Origin of the sequence: Thiohalobacter sp. COW1, from assembly GCF_016629505.1 — a bacterium.
Classification (GTDB): Bacteria; Pseudomonadota; Gammaproteobacteria; order Thiohalobacterales; family Thiohalobacteraceae; genus Thiohalobacter; species Thiohalobacter thiocyanaticus_A.
In genome coordinates, this window is record NZ_AP024239.1 from 461466 (window position 1) to 478356 (window position 16891).

The 16891-nt window shown below is 65.2% G+C and carries 19 protein-coding genes, 2 tRNA genes and 1 pseudogene; 15 read left to right on the forward strand and 7 right to left on the reverse strand.

Translation table 11 applies throughout. From position 1 onward, the window contains the following. Positions 1-100 precede the first annotated feature (100 nt). Together COW1_RS02055 and COW1_RS02060 are read right to left on the reverse strand one after the other, a co-directional pair. Positions 101-538 carry an archease gene (locus COW1_RS02055; RefSeq protein ID WP_201345271.1) on the reverse strand — a complete coding sequence of 146 codons (438 nt, stop codon included), beginning with the start codon at positions 536-538 and terminating at the stop codon, positions 101-103. Further along, on the reverse strand, positions 531-1232 hold the full coding sequence (locus COW1_RS02060) for a protein-L-isoaspartate(D-aspartate) O-methyltransferase (RefSeq protein ID WP_096366696.1): 702 nt from the start codon (positions 1230-1232) through the stop codon (positions 531-533). The genes COW1_RS02055 and COW1_RS02060 overlap by 8 nt, the downstream gene beginning before the upstream one ends. A gap of 143 nt (positions 1233-1375) precedes the next feature. Between COW1_RS02060 and COW1_RS02065 the strand changes: the two genes are divergently transcribed. The 4 genes from COW1_RS02065 (at position 1376) to COW1_RS02080 (ending at position 4464) form a co-directional block, all read left to right on the forward strand. Next, complete coding sequence (locus tag COW1_RS02065) at positions 1376-3817, forward strand: Lon protease family protein (RefSeq protein WP_096366695.1); 2442 nt, start codon at positions 1376-1378, stop codon at positions 3815-3817. Between the two features lie 265 nt (positions 3818-4082). Then, a tRNA-Ala gene (locus COW1_RS02070) sits at positions 4083-4158 on the forward strand. 18 nt (positions 4159-4176) lie between these two features. After that, positions 4177-4374, forward strand: a complete 198-nt coding sequence (locus COW1_RS02075; protein ID WP_096366694.1) for a hypothetical protein — start codon at positions 4177-4179, stop codon at positions 4372-4374. A gap of 14 nt (positions 4375-4388) precedes the next feature. Then, positions 4389-4464, forward strand: a tRNA-Glu gene (locus COW1_RS02080). A 67-nt stretch (positions 4465-4531) separates the two neighbouring features. On the opposite strand, the gene COW1_RS02085 is transcribed toward COW1_RS02080, so the two are convergent. Next, the gene (locus tag COW1_RS02085; RefSeq protein ID WP_201345272.1) at positions 4532-4909 is read right to left on the reverse strand and encodes a type II toxin-antitoxin system VapC family toxin; all 378 of its coding nucleotides are present in this window, start codon (positions 4907-4909) and stop codon (positions 4532-4534) included. Further along, positions 4906-5112: an AbrB/MazE/SpoVT family DNA-binding domain-containing protein gene (locus tag COW1_RS02090; protein WP_201345273.1), complete on the reverse strand. Its 207-nt coding sequence runs from the start codon at positions 5110-5112 to the stop codon at positions 4906-4908. The genes COW1_RS02085 and COW1_RS02090 overlap by 4 nt, the downstream gene beginning before the upstream one ends. Positions 5113-5361: 249 nt before the next feature. Between COW1_RS02090 and COW1_RS17220 the strand changes: the two are divergent. The 6 genes and pseudogenes from COW1_RS17220 to COW1_RS02120 all read left to right on the forward strand — a co-directional run. After that, positions 5362-5800, forward strand: a pseudogene (locus COW1_RS17220) (DUF262 domain-containing protein); the annotation flags it as partial. 91 nt (positions 5801-5891) lie between these two features. Then, positions 5892-6239, forward strand: coding sequence for a type II toxin-antitoxin system RelE/ParE family toxin (locus COW1_RS02100; protein ID WP_242466476.1), 348 nt, complete (start codon positions 5892-5894; stop codon positions 6237-6239). Continuing rightward, the gene (locus tag COW1_RS02105) at positions 6236-6568 is read left to right on the forward strand and encodes a DNA-binding transcriptional regulator (RefSeq protein WP_096366676.1); all 333 of its coding nucleotides are present in this window, start codon (positions 6236-6238) and stop codon (positions 6566-6568) included. Before COW1_RS02100 ends, COW1_RS02105 begins: the two co-directional genes overlap by 4 nt. A gap of 85 nt (positions 6569-6653) precedes the next feature. Beyond that, positions 6654-6851 (forward strand): type II toxin-antitoxin system VapB family antitoxin, encoded by a 198-nt coding sequence (locus COW1_RS02110; RefSeq protein WP_096366675.1) that lies wholly within the window; start codon positions 6654-6656, stop codon positions 6849-6851. A 469-nt stretch (positions 6852-7320) separates the two neighbouring features. After that, the gene (locus COW1_RS02115; RefSeq protein ID WP_201345275.1) at positions 7321-8793 is read left to right on the forward strand and encodes a sensor histidine kinase; all 1473 of its coding nucleotides are present in this window, start codon (positions 7321-7323) and stop codon (positions 8791-8793) included. Next, positions 8790-10145, forward strand: coding sequence for a sigma-54 dependent transcriptional regulator (locus COW1_RS02120; protein ID WP_201345276.1), 1356 nt, complete (start codon positions 8790-8792; stop codon positions 10143-10145). The genes COW1_RS02115 and COW1_RS02120 overlap by 4 nt, the downstream gene beginning before the upstream one ends. A gap of 11 nt (positions 10146-10156) precedes the next feature. Here COW1_RS02120 and COW1_RS02125 read toward each other — a convergent pair whose 3' ends face one another. Genes COW1_RS02125 through COW1_RS02135 form a run of 3 tightly spaced genes read right to left on the reverse strand, consistent with a single transcriptional unit; the run spans position 10157 to position 12455 of the window. Beyond that, the gene (locus tag COW1_RS02125; protein WP_096366672.1) at positions 10157-11005 is read right to left on the reverse strand and encodes a universal stress protein; all 849 of its coding nucleotides are present in this window, start codon (positions 11003-11005) and stop codon (positions 10157-10159) included. A 20-nt stretch (positions 11006-11025) separates the two neighbouring features. Continuing rightward, the gene (locus tag COW1_RS02130) at positions 11026-11451 is read right to left on the reverse strand and encodes a hypothetical protein (RefSeq protein ID WP_096366671.1); all 426 of its coding nucleotides are present in this window, start codon (positions 11449-11451) and stop codon (positions 11026-11028) included. A gap of 17 nt (positions 11452-11468) precedes the next feature. Next, positions 11469-12455, reverse strand: coding sequence for a sulfite exporter TauE/SafE family protein (locus tag COW1_RS02135; RefSeq protein ID WP_201345277.1), 987 nt, complete (start codon positions 12453-12455; stop codon positions 11469-11471). Between the two features lie 189 nt (positions 12456-12644). Here COW1_RS02135 and COW1_RS02140 point away from each other — a divergent pair, with 189 nt between their 5' ends. The 5 genes from COW1_RS02140 to COW1_RS02160 all read left to right on the forward strand — a co-directional run bounded on the left by COW1_RS02140 (position 12645) and on the right by COW1_RS02160 (position 16809). Beyond that, entirely contained in the window at positions 12645-12893 is a 249-nt protein-coding gene (locus COW1_RS02140) for a YcgL domain-containing protein (RefSeq protein WP_201345278.1), read from the forward strand. Between the two features lie 81 nt (positions 12894-12974). Beyond that, positions 12975-13745, forward strand: coding sequence for a TatD family hydrolase (locus COW1_RS02145; protein WP_201345279.1), 771 nt, complete (start codon positions 12975-12977; stop codon positions 13743-13745). Between the two features lie 148 nt (positions 13746-13893). Beyond that, positions 13894-14592, forward strand: a complete 699-nt coding sequence (locus COW1_RS02150) for an energy-coupling factor ABC transporter permease (RefSeq protein ID WP_096366667.1) — start codon at positions 13894-13896, stop codon at positions 14590-14592. Between the two features lie 17 nt (positions 14593-14609). Next, positions 14610-14978: a co-chaperone YbbN gene (locus tag COW1_RS02155; protein ID WP_096366666.1), complete on the forward strand. Its 369-nt coding sequence runs from the start codon at positions 14610-14612 to the stop codon at positions 14976-14978. 109 nt (positions 14979-15087) lie between these two features. After that, positions 15088-16809, forward strand: a complete 1722-nt coding sequence (locus COW1_RS02160; RefSeq protein ID WP_201345280.1) for a MinD/ParA family protein — start codon at positions 15088-15090, stop codon at positions 16807-16809. The last annotated feature ends 82 nt before the right edge of the window (positions 16810-16891 follow it).

Below are 16891 nucleotides of genomic sequence, written 5' to 3' on the forward strand. Positions count from 1 at the left end.
ATGCGTTACGGGATTGCCACGCTACGCTCGCAATGACGTGGGGACACGGGGTCACTGGAATTTTTCCCCTACTGGTTCATGCGCATCTTACTGACCAAGCCTAGACATCCACCACGCACTGCGCCAGCCAGCGGCCGTCGGCAAGCTGCCGCACCTCCAGCGCGGTCAGGGTCGCGCCCTTGACCTCCACCGCGGGCTGATGCCGGGTCCGGTCCACCGGCTCGCCCCAGGCCGTGGCCTGCAGCCTGCCGTTGTCGATGGCGACCTCGTAGCGGGCGAACAGCAGCCCTTCGGTGGCCATGGCATAGACCAGGGCGTTGATCCAGTCCAGGAACAGAAAATCCAGGTCCGGGGCCTGGCAGGCGAGGGTGAGTGACTGCCTGGGCTGTACGGTTTCGGGCCGGGTGATCACGGCGGTCAGGGCGAGCCCCGCCATGCTGAAGGCCGCGGCCGGGGTGGCGCCGATGCCGCGGATGCCGATGTCGGCGCCATGCTGGAAATGTTCCCAGGCGGCGTCGACAGTGCTGCTGTCAGTCATCGGCAGCCGCCCCCTGCGGTTCGCCGCCATCCCGGTCGACCAGCGGCACGAACATCACCGGCAGCAGGTCCTCGCTGCTGATCCGGCCATCGGCGGCCTTCCGATAGAGCATCAGTTCCTGGCTGAAGGTCCCGCCTATCGGCGCAATCAGGCGTCCCGCCGGGGCCAGCTGTTCCAGCAGGGCAGGCGGCACGCGCTCGCAGGCGGCGGTGATCATGACGCCGTCGAAGGGCGCGGCCTCCGGCCAGCCCAGACGGCCGTTGCCGATGCGGGTGTGCACATTGTCCAGGCCGAGCGCCTGCAGTCGCTCCTGTGCCAGGCGGCCGAGCGCGGCGACCGTCTCCACGCTGTACACCTGCGCGGCCAGCCGGGCCAGGATGGCGGCCTGGTAGCCGGAGCCGGTGCCGATCTCCAGCACCCGGGAGTGCGGCGTCAGGGCCAGGCACTGACTCATCAGGGCGACGATGTAGGGCTGGGAAATGGTCTGGCCGTCGCCGATCGGCAGCGGGTGGTTGCCGTAGGCCTGGTGGCGCAGGTGGGCGGGGATGAAATGTTCGCGCGGCACCGCCTCCAGCGCGGCCCGCACCCGCGGGTCCAGCTGCGGGCAGCCGGTCATTGCGCCGGTATAGGCGAACTCCTGCTCGATCTCGCGCAGCAGCCGGGCCCGGGCCTGATTCAGGGCGGTGTCTGTCATCGTTTCAAGTATAGGCGCGCCGCTGCGCCCGCGGCCACGGATGCGGCCGGGCCTGACCCAACTCAAGCCGGCGCGATCCGGACTTCGGCCGCGGGCGCAGGATTTGCTAGCATAGGCAGTTCACCCAATGCTACGGACCCGCCATGACGACAAGCCCGACGCCCCTGCCCGCCGCGCAGCTGTGTGCCCTGTGTGATCCGCAGCAGTTCGACTTCCACACCACGGACGACCTGGAGCCGCTCAGCGGCATGGTCGGTCAGACGCGGGCGCTGGAGGCGATCCGCTTCGGCGTGGGCATCGACAACCATGGCTACAACCTGTTCGTGCTGGGCCCGCCCGGCGTGGGCAAGCAGACGGCCGTGCACAATTTCCTGCGCGAAGCGGCCGCTGCCGCGCCGGATCCGCAGGACATCTGCTACGTCAACAATTTCACCGACAGCTACCAGCCGCACCTGATCCGGCTGCCGGCCGGCATGGGCGCGCGCTTTCGTCGCGAGATGCTGCACCTGCTCGAGGAGTTGCGCGGGGCCCTGCCCTCGGCCTTCGAGAGCGAGGAGTACCAGCATGCGCTCAAGCGCATCGAGGACGAGTTCGATCAGCGTGAGCAGCGCGCCATGCGCGAATTCGCCGCGCGCAGCGAGTCGCAGCAGGTCAAGCTGATCCAGCGCCCGGGCGAGTTCACCTTCGCGCCGATCTACGAGGACAGGATCCTCGATGCCGAGGGCTTTTCCAAGCTGCCCCGGGACGAGCAGCAGCGCATCGAGCGCATCATCCGGCGACTGGAACAGGAACTGCAGGACCTGCTGCAGAGCACACTGCCGCAATGGCGGCGCGAGCGGCGTGAACGCCTGCGCCAGCTCAATTACGAGTTCACCCGCCAGGCCGTGGGCGGCTACATCGATTCCATCCGCAATACCTACAAGAGCTTCCCCGCCATCCAGGCCCACCTGGACGCAGTCGAGCAGGACGTGATCGAGAACGTCGGCCTGTTCCTGCGCCAGGAGGACGGGGGCATGACGCCCGAGGAGTTCATGCACGGGCCGCTCAAGCGCTATGGCGTGAACCTGCTGGTCGAGCACGAGGAGGGGCAGGGCGCGCCGGTGGTCTATGCCGACAATCCCACCTATGGCCAGCTGTTCGGGCGCATCGAGCATGTGGCCCAGATGGGCGCGCTGATGACGGACTTCACCCTCATCCGTGCCGGCGATCTGCACCGGGCCAACGGCGGCTATCTCGTGATCGACGCCCGCCGGCTGCTGCTGCAGCCCTTCGCCTGGGAGACCCTCAAACGGGTGCTGGAGACCCATGAACTGAAGATCGAATCCCTCGGGCAGTCCCTGAACCTGATCAGCACCGTCTCGCTGGAGCCCGAACCGGTGCCGGTGAATCTCAAGATCGTGCTGCTGGGCGACCGGCTGCTGTACTACCTGCTGTATGAATACGATCCCGACTTCGGGGAGCTGTTCAAGGTCGCGGCCGATTTCGAGGACGACATCGAGCGCAGCCCGGAGAACTTTGAGTTGTTCGCGCGGCTGATCGCCACCCTGGCGCGCAAGCACCAGCTGCGGCCGCTCGATCGCGAAGCGGTGGCGGCGATGATCGATTACAGTGCGCGCGAGGCCGCCGATCACGCGCGCCTGTCCATGCACATGCGCAGCATCGCCGATCTGATGCAGGAGGCCGCCTACTTCACCGCCCGGCGCAACGCCGACACCGTCAGCGCCGAGGATGTGCGTACCGCGTTCACTGCCCGCATCGAGCGCGTGGACCGGCTGCGCGACCGCATGCTGGAGGAGATCCGCAAGGGCGTGGTGCATATCGATACCGAGGGCAGCCAGGTGGGCCAGGTCAACGGCCTGACCGTGCTGGAGCCGGGCAACTTCCGTTTCAGCCTGCCGGTGCGCATCACCGCGGTGACCCGCCTGGGCGAGGGCGAGGTGGTGAACATCGAACGCGAGGTCGAGATGAGCGGGCCGATCCATTCCAAGGGCGTGTTCATCCTGTCCAGCTATGTGGGCATGCGCTTTCTGCCGGACCAGCCGCTGTCGCTGACCGCCAGCCTGGCCTTCGAGCAGTCCTACGCCGGCATCGAGGGCGACAGCGCCTCCCTGGCCGAACTGTGCGCACTGCTGTCCTCGCTGGCCCGGCTCGGCCTGCGTCAGGACCTGGCCCTGACCGGCTCGGTGGACCAGTACGGCAACGTCCAGGCCATCGGCGCCGTGAACGAGAAGATCGAGGGCTTCTTCGACCTGTGCCAGGCCCGCGGCCTGACCGGGCGCCAGGGCGTGATCATCCCGGCCAGCAACGTGGCGCACCTGATGCTCAAGCCCGAGGTGGTGGCCGCGGCCGAACGCGGCGAGTTCGCCGTCTATCCGGTCGCGCATGTGGATGCCGCCCTGGAACTGCTCACCGGCCTGCCTGCCGGCACGGCCGATGACAACGGCCTGTTCGCCGAGGGCAGTGTGAACCGCGCTATCCAGGAACGGCTGGCCGAGTTCGTCGCCATCCGCCAGGCCTTCGGCCAGCACAGGGACGAACCCGAGCCGGAGGTGCCCAGCCTCCCCTCCGGGGCCGACAACGACTGATCCCGCGAAAGTCCCTCTTCCCACCGGGGAGAGGGGAAAATGCCTGTACAGCTCCGAATGGCACTTACATAAGCCGGACTTCACTCTCTCCGTCATTCCCGCGAAGGCGGGAATCCAGGGCCTGGGAGGGCAAACAAATGCTGGATCCCCGCCTTCGCGGGGATGACGCAGCTAAAGTAAGTGCCATTCGGTACAGTTGCCGGTTTGCGAGCGCCCCAGTATTGACACCCTGCCACCGCTGGCGTAAAGTTCGCGCTTCGTTTTCGGGGCTATAGCTCAGCTGGGAGAGCGCCTGCATGGCATGCAGGAGGTCGGCGGTTCGATCCCGCCTAGCTCCACCAAATACCACGAGTGGTTTCATGCACCGATTCGGTCGCTTCCTGGCCTGGCTGGGTGCCGTACTGGTCGCGGTCGGACTGATCGGAGGCTTCACCGCCCTGTTCATGGATGCCGACAGTAACGCCGTACGGCTGCTGACCCTGGTTCCACTCGGCTTTGCCGGACTGCTGACGGGGATCGTCATCACCCAGCTGCACCGGCCGGCAGACGGCAACTAGCGCCACCAAGTTCCGTCCCCTTCGTCTAGAGGCCTAGGACACCGCCCTTTCACGGCGGCGACAGGGGTTCGACTCCCCTAGGGGACGCCATTACGATCAAAGGCCCGGGGTTCTGATCCCGGGCCTTTCTTGTATAGCGAATATATCTGCGGGTTGTTCAACTCCGTTTCGGGATATATTTCACCTGCTTCAGTCCTTCGAAGTCCGCGTCCTGCGTCCACAGCGTGGCATTATGAGCACGGGCGCAGGCGAGTATCACGGAATCGGCCAGCGGCAGTTTATGATCCATACCCAGTTTCGCCGCGGTTAAGGCAAGATCGCCGTCGAGATCAATGATCTCACCCTGACGCATCAACGCGATGGCAGACAAGGCGGCATTTTCATCCCGCTGCTGGCAGACGCGCTTGAAGACCTCCAGCAGGCTGATGGAAGGCACCAGCAGTTTCTCTGTATCGAGAACCGGGGTTGAGAAGAAATCGGCATTGGGGGCATCGGCGAAATATTCGAGCCATCCCGATGAGTCCACCACGTTCATACCCGGTCCTTATCGCGCGGCACGTCGGTATCGATCCCCTTCAAGAATCCCCGGGCAGTTTTGAGGTCCCGAACGGGAATGAATTCGAGCCGCCCGTCATAAATCAGCACCTCAATCTTCTCTCCCGGCTTGAGGTGTAGCGCCTGGCGCGCGGCCTTTGGAATAACGATTTGATATTTCTCTGAAATGGTTACTGATGTCATACGAATATCTCATCGATTCGGTATTCGTAAAGCGTAATCCTTGTCCGATGGGGAGTCAATCACCAGGGACGGCGGCTGCGAGGCATTGGTAGCGCAATCTCCACCACGGTGGTCACCACAGGGAAACCATAGCCTCCCCTAGGGGACGCCAGTAAAGGCAAAAGGCCTGGAGTGCAAAGCTCCAGGCCTTTTTTATGGTTCGTCGGATATCTCCGGGGAAGTATGCGAGACGCTTCAGCCGCTGACCCCATGAAAGCCGCCGAAGCCAAACGCCTCGATTTCCTGAAAAAGTCACTCCAGTTCGTCATTTCCATTTACCAGCGTACCTGGTCCTGGACCGAGTTGCAGTGCCGGTCGTTGTGGGACGATATTCTGCGCGCCGGGCGCAGTGGGCGCATCAGCGCCGACATCATCGGGTCGATGTCTATATCGACAGGGGGCTGAATGAGGTTTCCAGCCCGTCGCCGTTGCTGGTGATCGACGGGCGGCAGCGGCTGACCACCGCGACGCGCATCATCGTGGATATTTCGTTGAGCCGGGACCAGGGTAATCCGCAGCACATCTTCGAGAGCATGAACTCCACCGGACGCGAGTTGAGCACCAGGTGGATCTGATCCGCAACTTTGTGTTGATAGGGGTGGATACTGCACACCAGATCCAGTTGTATGAAGACCACTGGCGGCCGATGAGCGGAACGAAATGATATCCAAAAACAAATATTTGTCTGAACAGTTCAATCCTCGATTGAAACTATACGCAAATAACGTATACTCGATTCCATGAAACTGGTGTTTGTGGAAGCGCCGCCATTTACTCGGTTACTGGCGGACTACCTCACGGATGAGGCCTATCGGGATCTGCAAGCCGCGTTACTGGAAAATCCGGAACTCGGTGATGTGATTCCCGGGACGGGCGGGTTCCGCAAGTTGCGCTGGCAGGATGCACGCCGGGGCAAGGGAAAGCGGGGCGGTTTGCGGGTGATTTATTACTATCTCACCGACGATGGTCAGATCTGGTTCTTTGCGCTGTATGACAAGGACGAGGCGGTGGATTTAAGTGCCGAGGAAAAACGACTGCTTAAACAGGCGATTCAACAGGAGTTGGCCGCCAGGAGGCGAAAGCGATGAGCAGGAAACGCAAGCTGTTTGATGAATTGATGGAAGGGGTGGATGCCATGCGCTCGCAGCGCGAGGGCAAGATCACGCTGCGTACCCACGAGGTTGAAGCATTGCCCCCGCTTGAGATCGACCCTGCCACCATTCGGGAGACGCGCGAAAAACTGCATGTGTCCCGTGCGGTGTTCGCCCGCCATCTGCGTGTGTCGACCCGAACCCTCGAAAATTGGGAACAAGGCCGCGCCAGGCCCAATGCCCAGGCGGCGGCTCTGATCCTGATGGTTCGTCAGTACCCGGATACGCTGGAGAAGCTGCACTCGCTAAACAATGCCGCGGCCTGACGGTCCGGTCGGCAGCCGCAGGACTACGGCAATTGGCGTCATATGACGGGTTGTTTGATGTATATCGACAGGATGAGGTGCGGTCATGCGTATGACCCTGAATATCGATGATCAGCTGCTGGACGCAGCGCAGCGTATCACCGGCATTACCGAAAACGCCGCCCTGGTAAGGGAAGGGCTGTGCGCGCTGATCGAGCGCGAGAGCGCCCGGCGTCTGGCGCGGCTGGGCGGGTGCGAGCCGCAGTTGAGGTCAGCGCCGAGGCGGCAGCCCGGTCCGAAATGATCCGGCTTGACCCTCTGAAAGGGGTCGGTGATGACCCTCTGAAAGGGGTCGGTGACAAAACGCAATCATTTTCATTTGTCACCGACCCCTTTAAAGGAGGCGAGACCAGAAAGGAATCAGAGAAGCTGGCGCGCGAACTCGGTCTCGCCGGCCTCGGCAAAGGCGGCGGCGGTCAGCAGCTGTTCGAGTCGGGTGGTCAGGCGTTTGATCATGGCCGGGGTCCTGCAGTTAATTAGAAAAGCCTGATAGACTGATGCAGAATCCCTGCCAACCCCCGGAATGGTCAGCAGTACCTTGTTTTTAAAGGAAAACCCGGATTCCTGCAGCGGGCAGGCAGTGTCCATGACTGCTGCATATTGTAACGATCTGGCCGGCCTTTACTCAGATGAGGCTGCAGTTTGCTGTTTTCACGACTGTTACGCTGTGTAACAGGTGTTGCAAACTGCAATTTCCGCTATCATTCCGGATCATGACCTCGCTGCGCAAAACGGTCACCCTGGGCTACTACGCGCTCGCCACCCTGCTGGTCGGGGTGTCGCTGCTGGCGATCCTGGAACTGCGCCTGATCGGCGACAGGGTCATGGCCGGCGAGCATGTCACTGAGTTCTTCGGCTTCGCGCTCGAAATCCGCCGCTTCGAGAAGAATGCCTTTCTCTATCACCAGCCCGCGGACATCACCGAGGCGCTGGCGTATGCGCACCGGGCCCGGCGCACGCTCGAGCTCCACCAATCCGCCTTCGAGGCCTTCACCAGCACCGCCCGGCTGCAGTCGCTGCAGACGGCGCTGGCCGACTATGCCGGCCAGATGCAGCGCTACGCCGAACTGGCGGAAGGCGCAGCGGCGGAGCGGACGCAACTGGAGCAGGCCATCCGCCTCACCGGACGCGAGATCGTGGACACGGCTGAGGCCCTGGCCCAGGAGGAACGGCGTTTTCTGCGCGCCTCGCTGGACCGCCACCGTCTGCTGCTGCTCGGCTCGCTGGCATTGCTGGTGCTGCTGGCCGTGGCCATCGGTCAGTTCCTGTCGCGGCGCGTGACGCGCCCGCTCATGCGCCTGGAGGCCGGGATCGAGGCCGTGGCCGAGGGCCGCCTGGCGCGGCTGGACATGGCCTCCCCGCACCGCGAGATCGTCTCCCTGACCCAGGCCTTCAATCATGTCATGGGCGAACTGGAACTGCGCCAGCGCCAGCTGGTGCGGGCGGAGAAGCTGGCCTCGCTGGGCACGCTGCTCTCGGGTGTGGCGCATGAACTGAACAATCCGTTGTCTAACATCTCATCATCCTGCCAAATTCTGACCGAGGAGGGAGACGAGCTCGACCCGGACTATCGGCGTGAGCTGCTGGGCCAGATCGATGAGCAGACGCTGCGCGCGCGGCACATCGTCCGCACGCTGCTCGATTATGCGCGCGATGTCCCCTTCCGCAGGCAGGCGCTGCCGCTGGCCGAACTGATCGAGGAGACGCTGCGTCTGGTGCGGGGCCAGGTATCGAGCCGGGTCAACATCCACCTGGATCTGCCGGCCGGTCTGCAACTGCACGGTGACAAGCAGCGGCTGCAGCAGGCCTTCATCAACCTGATCCGCAATGCGCTGGAGGTGATGGAGAACCGCGGCACACTGCATATCAGCGCCCGGCGGGTGCAGGAGCACGCCTGGGCGGGCGGTGACGGCCCGCATTTTCTCGCCTTCGGCCGCTGCCGGGGCCAGGGCGAGGCAGTGGAGATCGAGATCCGTGACGACGGCCCGGGCATTGCGGCCGATATCCTGCCGCGCATCTTCGACCCCTTCTTCACTACCCGGGACGTGGGGCAGGGTTCGGGACTGGGGCTGTTCATCGTGTTCGAGATCATCGAGGAACACGGCGGCTGCATTGCCGTGGAAAGCGTACCCGGCCGGGGTACGGCCTTTTTCATCCGGCTGCCGGCCGGGGAGGGGGAGGCATGAGCGAGGGCAGGCTGCTGATCGTCGATGACGAGAAGATCGCGCTGAAGAACCTGGAACACGTCATGGCCAAGGCGGGCTACGCGGTCACCGCCACCCAGAGCGGGAGTCGGGCGCTGGCGCTGCTGGAGCGTCAGCCCTTCGATGTGGTGCTGACCGACCTGCGCATGGAAAAGGTCGACGGCATGCAGATCCTGAAGAAGTGCCGCGAGACCTGCCCCGATACCGAAGTGGTGATGATCACCGGCTATGCCACGCTGGACTCGGCGGTCGAGACCATGAAGCAGGGGGCCTTTTACTACATCGCCAAGCCGTTCCGCCTGGACGAAGTGCGCAAGGTGGTGGCCGAGGCGATGGAGAAGATCCAGCTCAAGCGCGAGAACCGCAGTCTGCGCGAGCAGGTGGAGCGCTACCGGGGCCGGGTCCGCATCCTGACCCAGGACGGGCGCATGCAGTCGCTGCTGGAGACGGCGCGGCAGGTCGCGCCCACCGATTGCAACGTGCTCCTCACCGGCGAATCCGGTACCGGCAAGGAACTGTTCGCCCGCTATCTCCATGCCCACAGCACGCGTCGCGATGGTGCCTTTGTCGCGTTCAACTGCGGCGCCTTCAATGAAGAGTTGCTGGCGAACGAACTGTTCGGCCATCTCAAGGGCGCCTTCACCGGGGCGGCCGCGGACAAGCGCGGTCTGCTCGAGGCCGCCTCGGGCGGCACCCTGTTTCTGGATGAGATCACCGAGATGTCGCCGGCCATGCAGGTCAAGCTGCTGCGCGCGGTGCAGGAGCGGGAGGTGCTGCCGCTGGGGTCGACCACGCCGGTGCCGGTGGATGTGCGTTTCATCGCGGCCACCAATCGCGATATCGAGGCGGCGCTGGACAGCGGTGCCTTCCGCCAGGACCTGTACTTCCGGCTCAACGTGGTCAATCTGCATCTGCCGGCGCTGGCCGAGCGCCGGGATGACATCCCGCTGCTGGCCCAGCATTTCCTGGCCAGGCACGCGGCACTGATGCACAAGACGGTGGACGAGATCACGCCCGAGGCGATGGCGCTGCTGACGGCCTACGATTTTCCCGGCAATGTGCGCGAACTGGAGAACATCATCGAACGCGGCGTGGCCCTGGCCACCGGGCATGCCATCGATACCGGGCATCTGCCCGAGCATCTGCGCAACCTGTCCATCCGCACCTTCCGGCGCAAGGACGGACGCATCCCGTCGCTGGAGGAACAGGAGCGCGACTACATCCAGTGGGTGTTGCAGGAAGTGGGCGGCAACCAGACCCGGGCCGCCCGCATCCTGGGCATCGATCGCGTCTCCCTGTGGCGCAAACTCAAGCGCTACGAGGCGCAGGAGTAGAGGCGGCGCGCTCAGCCCGCCCTGACCACCAGCACCGGCCCCGGCGCGGCGCCGATGACCCGCTCCGAGACCGACCCCAGCAGTACCTTCTGCAGGCCGCTGCGGCCATGGCTGCCGACCACGATCAGATCGGCCCCGGTGCTGGCGGCGGCCTGCACGATGGCCGTCTCCGGACGGTCGCCTGCATCCACCCGCGCCTCGGCCTCCAGGCCGTCATCGAGATAGGCCTGCAGGGTGCGTTGGGCGGCCTCCTGCGCCTCGGCCTGGCGCGCCTCACTGTGGCTCGGCAGGGTCGCCGACACCACCGTGAGCGGCAGTTCGCACAGCCGGGCCAGCCGGCCGGCGGCGTAGGCGGCGGCATCGGAATAGCGCGAGCCGTCGGTCGCCACCAGGATGCGGCTGCGCGGCATCTGCGCCGCCCGGGGGGCGACCAGAACGCTGCAGCTGGCCATGCCGCAGATCCGGCCGGTGGCGTCTCCGACCATCATCCGCGCCAGGCCGCGGCGGCCGCGGCGGCCCATGATCAGCAGATCGGCCTGCATGTCCTCGCTCTGCTGGAGGATCTCCGCCACCGGTTCCTGGCCGTGCCGGATCACGGTTTCGACCTCCACCCCGGCGGCCCTGGCCTGATCCCGGACCCTGTCCATGATGTCCCTGGCCTCCTGTCCCGCCGCTTCCGCCAGCTGCGGGGCCAGGGCGTCGTACTCGGGGTTGGAGATGACCACGGTCATCACGGTCAGGGCGGCGCCGCATCTGGCGGCCAGTTCCAGGGCCAGGCGCACGGCGCCGTCGGAATATTCCGAACCGTCGGTGGCCAGCAGCAGCTGCTCGAAGCGCCCCAGGGGCGAAAGCTCTGTCATCAGGTGTTCTCCAAGTCGCGTCAGTGGCCGGCGGCCAGGATGCCGGAGGCGGCCAGCACCAGCACCAGGATCTCGAGCGCGGCGATCACGACATAGGGCCGGTCGCCGTTGGCCTGCAGGATCGGCAGTACCCGGATGTAGCAGATAATGGTGACGGCCGACAGGAAGGCGATCGGCACGAAGTTGAGGAAATCGCCCGTGCCGGCCAGTCCCAACCAGCCCCAGCCGATCGGCACGTCGGCCGCGGCCAGGTAGTCGGGGGCGCGCATCGACCAGTAGTGCGTGATCTCCTCCAGCGGCACATGCGGGGTGATCACGCCGAAGACATAGAGCATGAAGGTCACCACCAGCAGCACGAAGCCGAGCTTCATGCCCGCATCGAGCAGCCCGGCATAAACGATCTGTTCGCGGGAGGCGTAGTCGGAGCCGTGTTCGGTGTGTGCCATGACGTGTGTCTCCTTGGTCAGATGCCCAGGCCCTTGAGCAGGGCGCGTGAGCCGGCCACCAGCAGCATGACGATGACGATCTTGCGCACCAGCGAGGCGTTGACCTTCTTCAGCAGGCGCACCCCCAGCAGCGATCCGAGCATGATGCCGATGATGGAAGGTACGGTGATGATGGCCAGGATGGCCCCCTGGTTCAGATAGACCCAGGCAGCGGAAGTGTCGACGATCGAGAGCATGAACTTGGAACTGGCGACCGACACCTTGAGCGGTGCGCCCATCAGCAGGTTGAGCACCGGGATGTTGGCCCAGCCGGCGCCGAGACCGAACATGCCGGCCATGATGCCGATGGCCACGAACAGCGACAGCCCGGTGGCGGTGCGGTGGACCTTCCAGTTGATGTCCTTGCCGGCGGCGGCATCGTGATAGATGCCGGTGATATGCAGCGCGCTGGACAGGTTGTCGGCCCGGGGTACCTCGGGGAATTCGGATTTCTTCGCCATCCACATCAGGGCGACGATGCCCAGGATGATGATGCCCAGCGCCAGGTTGACCACGTTGGCCGGCAGGGCCAGACCGATCATGGCCCCGACGATGGCCGAGGCCGAGGCGATCAGCGCCAGCGGCATGGCCAGGCGCAGGCTGGCCATGCCCGAGCGCAGCAGCCCCGGCCCCGCGACCAGGGCCCCGGCCAGCGCGACCATCAGGCCGGCGCCGCGGACGAAGTCCATACCGAAGGGGAAGAAGCCGCCGACGATGGGCACGAACAGCACGCCGCCGCCCACGCCCCCCAGCACCGCGACGATGCCCATGAGAAAGGTGGTGACGAACAGCAGGATCACCCAGCCCCACCAGGGCAGGGCCGAGGCGCTCCCGGCAGCACTCGCGGCCTCCAGTTCCGGACTGAGGCCCGCCGCTTCGGTGGCGCCGGCGGCGCCTCCGAACAGGGCTGCGCCAAGACCAAACAGGATAGTGAAGTAACTGATTCTTATTGTGATGCCCGGCATTCTTCTTCCCTTACGGCCAAATTGTTGCAATGTGCAATATGCTTGTTGCACTAATAAACGCTGGATTATAGCTTCGCCCCAGTCTATTTGCATCCGCTTATGATTTGCCTCGCCCTGCACCGGCCGCGTCGGCCTGCAGGCCGTCCCGGGGTATAATCAGGCTGTTTTCCGCAGCCGCGACCGACTCCTATGCAATGCGTCATCTACAAGGGCGACCGCAAGGCCGACACCTATCTCTATGTCGAATGTGAGGGCGATTTCTCCCGCGTGCCCGACTCGCTGCTGCAGCTGCTCGGCAACCTGGAACAGGTCATGACCCTGGAGCTGCACCCCGAACGCACCCTGGCCCGGGCCGACCCCGAACAGGTGCGCGAGCACCTGCGCCGCCAGGGCTTCTATCTGCAGCTGCCGCCGGAACACCGGGATCCGGTTTTGTAGCGGCTGGCCCGCCGCCCGTTTTTTTCCGTCATCCCGGCGCAGGCCGGGATCCAGAGCCGCCGCACCGATGGAATCTGCTTGATGGAACTCATCGACACCCACTGCCACCTCGATGTGCCGGAGTTCGATTCCGATCGGGAAGCCGTCCTCAGGCGTGCACAGGCGGCCGGCGTGACCACCCTCGTCAATCCCGGCATCCATGCCGAAGAATGGCTGCCGCTGATCGAACTGGCGCAGAACAGCCCCGGCGTGCATTACGCCCTGGGCCTGCATCCGGTCTATCTGGCGCGTCATCGCGATGCCGACCTCGACCGGCTGGAACGGCTGCTCGCCGAGACAGCGCCGGTGGCCGTGGGCGAGATCGGTCTGGATTTCCAGCTGCGCGAACTGGACCGCGACCGCCAGCAGCAACTGTTCGAAGCGCAGCTGGTCATCGCCCGGGATGCCGGTCTGCCGGTGATCCTGCATGTGCGCAAGGCGCACGATCAGGTGCTGCAGTCACTCAAGCGCATCCGGGTGCCGGGCGGCATCGCCCACGCCTTCAACGGCAGCCTGCAGCAGGCACAGCAGTACCGCGACCTGGGCTTCTGTTTCGGTTTCGGCGGCATGCTGACCTTCGAGCGCTCCCGCAAACTGCGCGAACTGGCCGCGGCCCTGCCGCTGGAGTCCATCGTGCTGGAGACCGATGCGCCGGACCTGACCGTGGCCGCCCACCGGGGCGAGCGCAACAGCCCCGAATACCTGCCCGACTGCCTGGCCGCCCTGGCCGGGGTGCGCGGCATCACGCCGGAGGACGCCGCCCGCGCCACCAGTGCCAACGCCCGTGCGGTGCTGGGGCTGCCCGGGCTATAATGACTCAGCGGTTGGAAATATTGGCAACAACACCGAACTGTACTGTCATCCCCGCGCAGGCGGGGATCCAGTTGCCGTGGCGGCTTGTGGATTCCCGCCTGCGCGGGAGTGACGCTGTGTTGTTGAGGCTGTCTCGACGCATCCATGCGTGAAGTGTGAAATCAACTATCTGAATGCGACCATGGACTTTCCCGCCCAACTCCTGCCCGACTGGCTGCTGTGGCTGAGCGCCCTGATCTATATTCCGGTGCTGGCGCTGGCCCTGTATGTGCTGCCGCGCCGGCGGCTGCGCGACAACGGCTTCACCCATGTATACTTCGCCGCCTGCGTGACCATGCTGCTGCTGTGGAGCATCAAGGCCGGCATCCACCCGGCGCTGAACTTCCACCTGCTGGGGGTGACCGTGCTGACCCTGATGGTGGGCTGGGCCTATGCCTTCATCGGGGTGTCGCTGGTGGCCCTGGGCACCACCCTGAACGGCAATGCCGGTTTCGAGACCTTCGCGCTCAATGTCCTGCTCATGGGCCTGTTGCCGATCATGTTCACCCAGCTGCTGCTGGACCTGGCCCGGCGTCGGCTGCCGCACAATTTCTTCATCTATGTCTACATCAATGCCTTTCTCGCCGGCGGTCTGTCCATCGTGCTGGCCGCGCTCAGCGGCACCCTGCTGCTGTGGGGGCTGGGTCTGCACGAGTTCGGCTGGCTGGGGCACCAGTACCTGGCCTACTTCCCGCTGATCTTCTTCTCCGAGGCGCTGATGAGCGGCATGCTCATGACCATGCTGGTCGCGCTGCGCCCGGCCTGGGTCTGTTCCTTTGATGACCGGCTCTACATCGACGGCAAGTAAGGCAAGCGGAGCGCACAGTGCACGACAAGCGGCGGGATACCCCTATCTACAATGTCGATTACGACGATTTCGAGGCGCGGGTGCTCAGCCCCTCGCACGAACGCCCGATCCTGGTCGATCTCTGGGCCGAGTGGTGTTCGCCCTGCCTGGTGATCGCGCCGGTGCTGGAGCGGGTGATCGCCGGGTTCGGCGGCGCGGTCTGGCTGGCCAAGGTGGAGGTGGACGAGGGCGAGAACATGAAGCTGGCCGGCCACTACCGGGTGCGCGGCTTTCCCACCCTGATCCTGTTCGAGCGTGGCGAAGAGAAGGCCCGCTTCAGCAGCGCGCGGCCGCAGCACTTCATCCGCGAATTCATCGAGCAGCACAGCGAACTGCTGAAACTGTAAGATTTCCTGTCAGTTGGCCGGGCCGGGCCGGGCTGTTACCATGCCCTGCAAGCGTCCTGTTCCGGGAGGAACGGGGATTATGGGGCTGCGACAACAATAAGACTTACCCATGACCCGGGTCATCACAATCAGCAGCGGCAAGGGCGGCGTGGGCAAGACCTTCGTCGCCGTCAACCTCGCCGTCGAGGCGGCCCGCCGCGGGCTGAAGGTCTGCCTGTTCGATGCCGACCTGGGCCTGGCCAACGTCGACATCCTGCTCAAGCTCCAGCCCGAACGCACCCTGGTGGATGTCATCGAAGGCCGCTGCGCGCTGCGCGACATCCTGCTGTCCACCGAGTACGGCGTGGACGTGGTGCCGGGCAGTTCCGGGGTGGATGTCATGGCCAATCTGCCGCCGGCCCGGCTGCAGCCGCTGCAGTCCCAGTTCGAGGTGCTCAAGGACTACGATCTGGTGCTGTTCGATACCTCCTCCGGCATCGGCCGGGGCGTGATGTCCATCATCCTGGCCTCGCCCGAGGTCTGCCTGGTCATCACCCCCGAGCCCACCTCGCTGACCGACGCCTACGGCATGATCAAGCTGCTTTACCGCGACGGCTTCACCGGCCGGCTCAGCGTCATCGTCAACAACGCCCGTACCCATGCCCTGGCCGAACATACCTTCGAGCGTTTTCGCGAGGTGGCCCGGGTCTACCTGCAGCGCTCCCTGCCGCTGCAGGGTGTGGTGCCCTACGACAGCCGGGTCGGTGAGGCCATCCGTATGCAGCGCCCGTTCCTGGCCCACGCCCCCGATGCCCCGGCAGCCCGCCGTCTGGGGGAACTGGCCGAGCGCCTGCTGACATCCCCGGCGCCGGTGACGGACGGCATCGACGAGTTCTGGCAGCACTATCTGGCCCGGCTGCCGGCGGACGAGGCAGCGCCGGCAGGACCGCCGCCGGCGGCGCCCGCGGCCGCTGCCGAGACGGCCAGCGTCTATCCCGATGCCGATCTGATCCGACAGCTCACGCACCGGCTGGATGACCTGTCCAGCCAGGTCCGTGCCCTGAGTGAACAGGTCGGCGCGCCGTCCGCTCCGGAACCGGCGCCCGCCGCCGGCCCGCCGGCCGCCGAGGCCGAACCGGAGCCGGCCGGACCTGAACCCCGCGTCGGCGTGATCCGGCTTCCGCGCGGTGCGCGCCATGCCCGCAGCCTGCGCCAGGACCGCCGGCCGACCCCGATCGACGGTCTGCAGCTGCGCCGCATCACCGGCCGGCTGCTGCTGCGGGCCCAGGAACATGCCCGTGGCCCGGTGACCGTCGATACCGCCATCCGTGAATTGGACGCGGACAACAATCTGCATCTGATCCCGGGCCGTTATACCTGCATCGCGCTGACGCTGACGGCGGTCGAGCAGCCGCGTCAGTTCGTCAACGATGTGCTGGATATCTGCGAGATCGACGGCTGTGATGTCCGCGAACTGGGCACCAGTCAGCATCTGTGGCTGACCAGCGATCGTGACGGCTGCATCAAGCTGGATGATTCCGACCGGACGCGGGCCAGGATCGAAATCCATGTCACGGCCAGTCCGACCGGTGAGGGGCGCTTGGCGCAGACGGAAGCGGCGGCGGACCCGCGGGCGCAGCTGGTCCGCAGCGGTGTCCCGGCGGGGGCCTGGCCGGAACTGGCCGAACGCCACCGCAACCGCCTGGTGCGCGAAGCCGATCTCAGTGATACGGAAATGGATGTCTACCGGCTGAAACGTTTCGGCAAGGCGCCGCTGTTCTGCGGGGTGGTTCGCTCCGGCAACGGGATGGAGAGCCGCGAACGGAACCAGGCCAACAGCGCCGGTGACTGATTGCCCGCATCCCGGCCTGCGCCGGGATGAGGAAAGGGGGGATGGGGGATGGCTGCCGGGCCATGCCGTGCCCGGCCTCATT

What these genes read in the sequence shown, in the direction of transcription:
- COW1_RS02055 (WP_201345271.1), bottom strand. Translation starts at nt 538, where the DNA reads ATGACTGACAGCAGCACTGTCGACGCCGCCTGGGAACATTTCCAGCAT.
- COW1_RS02060 (WP_096366696.1), bottom strand. Translation starts at nt 1,232, where the DNA reads ATGACAGACACCGCCCTGAATCAGGCCCGGGCCCGGCTGCTGCGCGAG.
- COW1_RS02065 (WP_096366695.1), top strand. Translation starts at nt 1,376, where the DNA reads ATGACGACAAGCCCGACGCCCCTGCCCGCCGCGCAGCTGTGTGCCCTG.
- COW1_RS02075 (WP_096366694.1), top strand. Translation starts at nt 4,177, where the DNA reads ATGCACCGATTCGGTCGCTTCCTGGCCTGGCTGGGTGCCGTACTGGTC.
- COW1_RS02085 (WP_201345272.1), bottom strand. Translation starts at nt 4,909, where the DNA reads ATGAACGTGGTGGACTCATCGGGATGGCTCGAATATTTCGCCGATGCC.
- COW1_RS02090 (WP_201345273.1), bottom strand. Translation starts at nt 5,112, where the DNA reads ATGACATCAGTAACCATTTCAGAGAAATATCAAATCGTTATTCCAAAG.
- COW1_RS02100 (WP_242466476.1), top strand. Translation starts at nt 5,892, where the DNA reads ATGAAACTGGTGTTTGTGGAAGCGCCGCCATTTACTCGGTTACTGGCG.
- COW1_RS02105 (WP_096366676.1), top strand. Translation starts at nt 6,236, where the DNA reads ATGAGCAGGAAACGCAAGCTGTTTGATGAATTGATGGAAGGGGTGGAT.
- COW1_RS02110 (WP_096366675.1), top strand. Translation starts at nt 6,654, where the DNA reads ATGCGTATGACCCTGAATATCGATGATCAGCTGCTGGACGCAGCGCAG.
- COW1_RS02115 (WP_201345275.1), top strand. Translation starts at nt 7,321, where the DNA reads ATGACCTCGCTGCGCAAAACGGTCACCCTGGGCTACTACGCGCTCGCC.
- COW1_RS02120 (WP_201345276.1), top strand. Translation starts at nt 8,790, where the DNA reads ATGAGCGAGGGCAGGCTGCTGATCGTCGATGACGAGAAGATCGCGCTG.
- COW1_RS02125 (WP_096366672.1), bottom strand. Translation starts at nt 11,005, where the DNA reads ATGACAGAGCTTTCGCCCCTGGGGCGCTTCGAGCAGCTGCTGCTGGCC.
- COW1_RS02130 (WP_096366671.1), bottom strand. Translation starts at nt 11,451, where the DNA reads ATGGCACACACCGAACACGGCTCCGACTACGCCTCCCGCGAACAGATC.
- COW1_RS02135 (WP_201345277.1), bottom strand. Translation starts at nt 12,455, where the DNA reads ATGCCGGGCATCACAATAAGAATCAGTTACTTCACTATCCTGTTTGGT.
- COW1_RS02140 (WP_201345278.1), top strand. Translation starts at nt 12,645, where the DNA reads ATGCAATGCGTCATCTACAAGGGCGACCGCAAGGCCGACACCTATCTC.
- COW1_RS02145 (WP_201345279.1), top strand. Translation starts at nt 12,975, where the DNA reads ATGGAACTCATCGACACCCACTGCCACCTCGATGTGCCGGAGTTCGAT.
- COW1_RS02160 (WP_201345280.1), top strand. Translation starts at nt 15,088, where the DNA reads ATGACCCGGGTCATCACAATCAGCAGCGGCAAGGGCGGCGTGGGCAAG.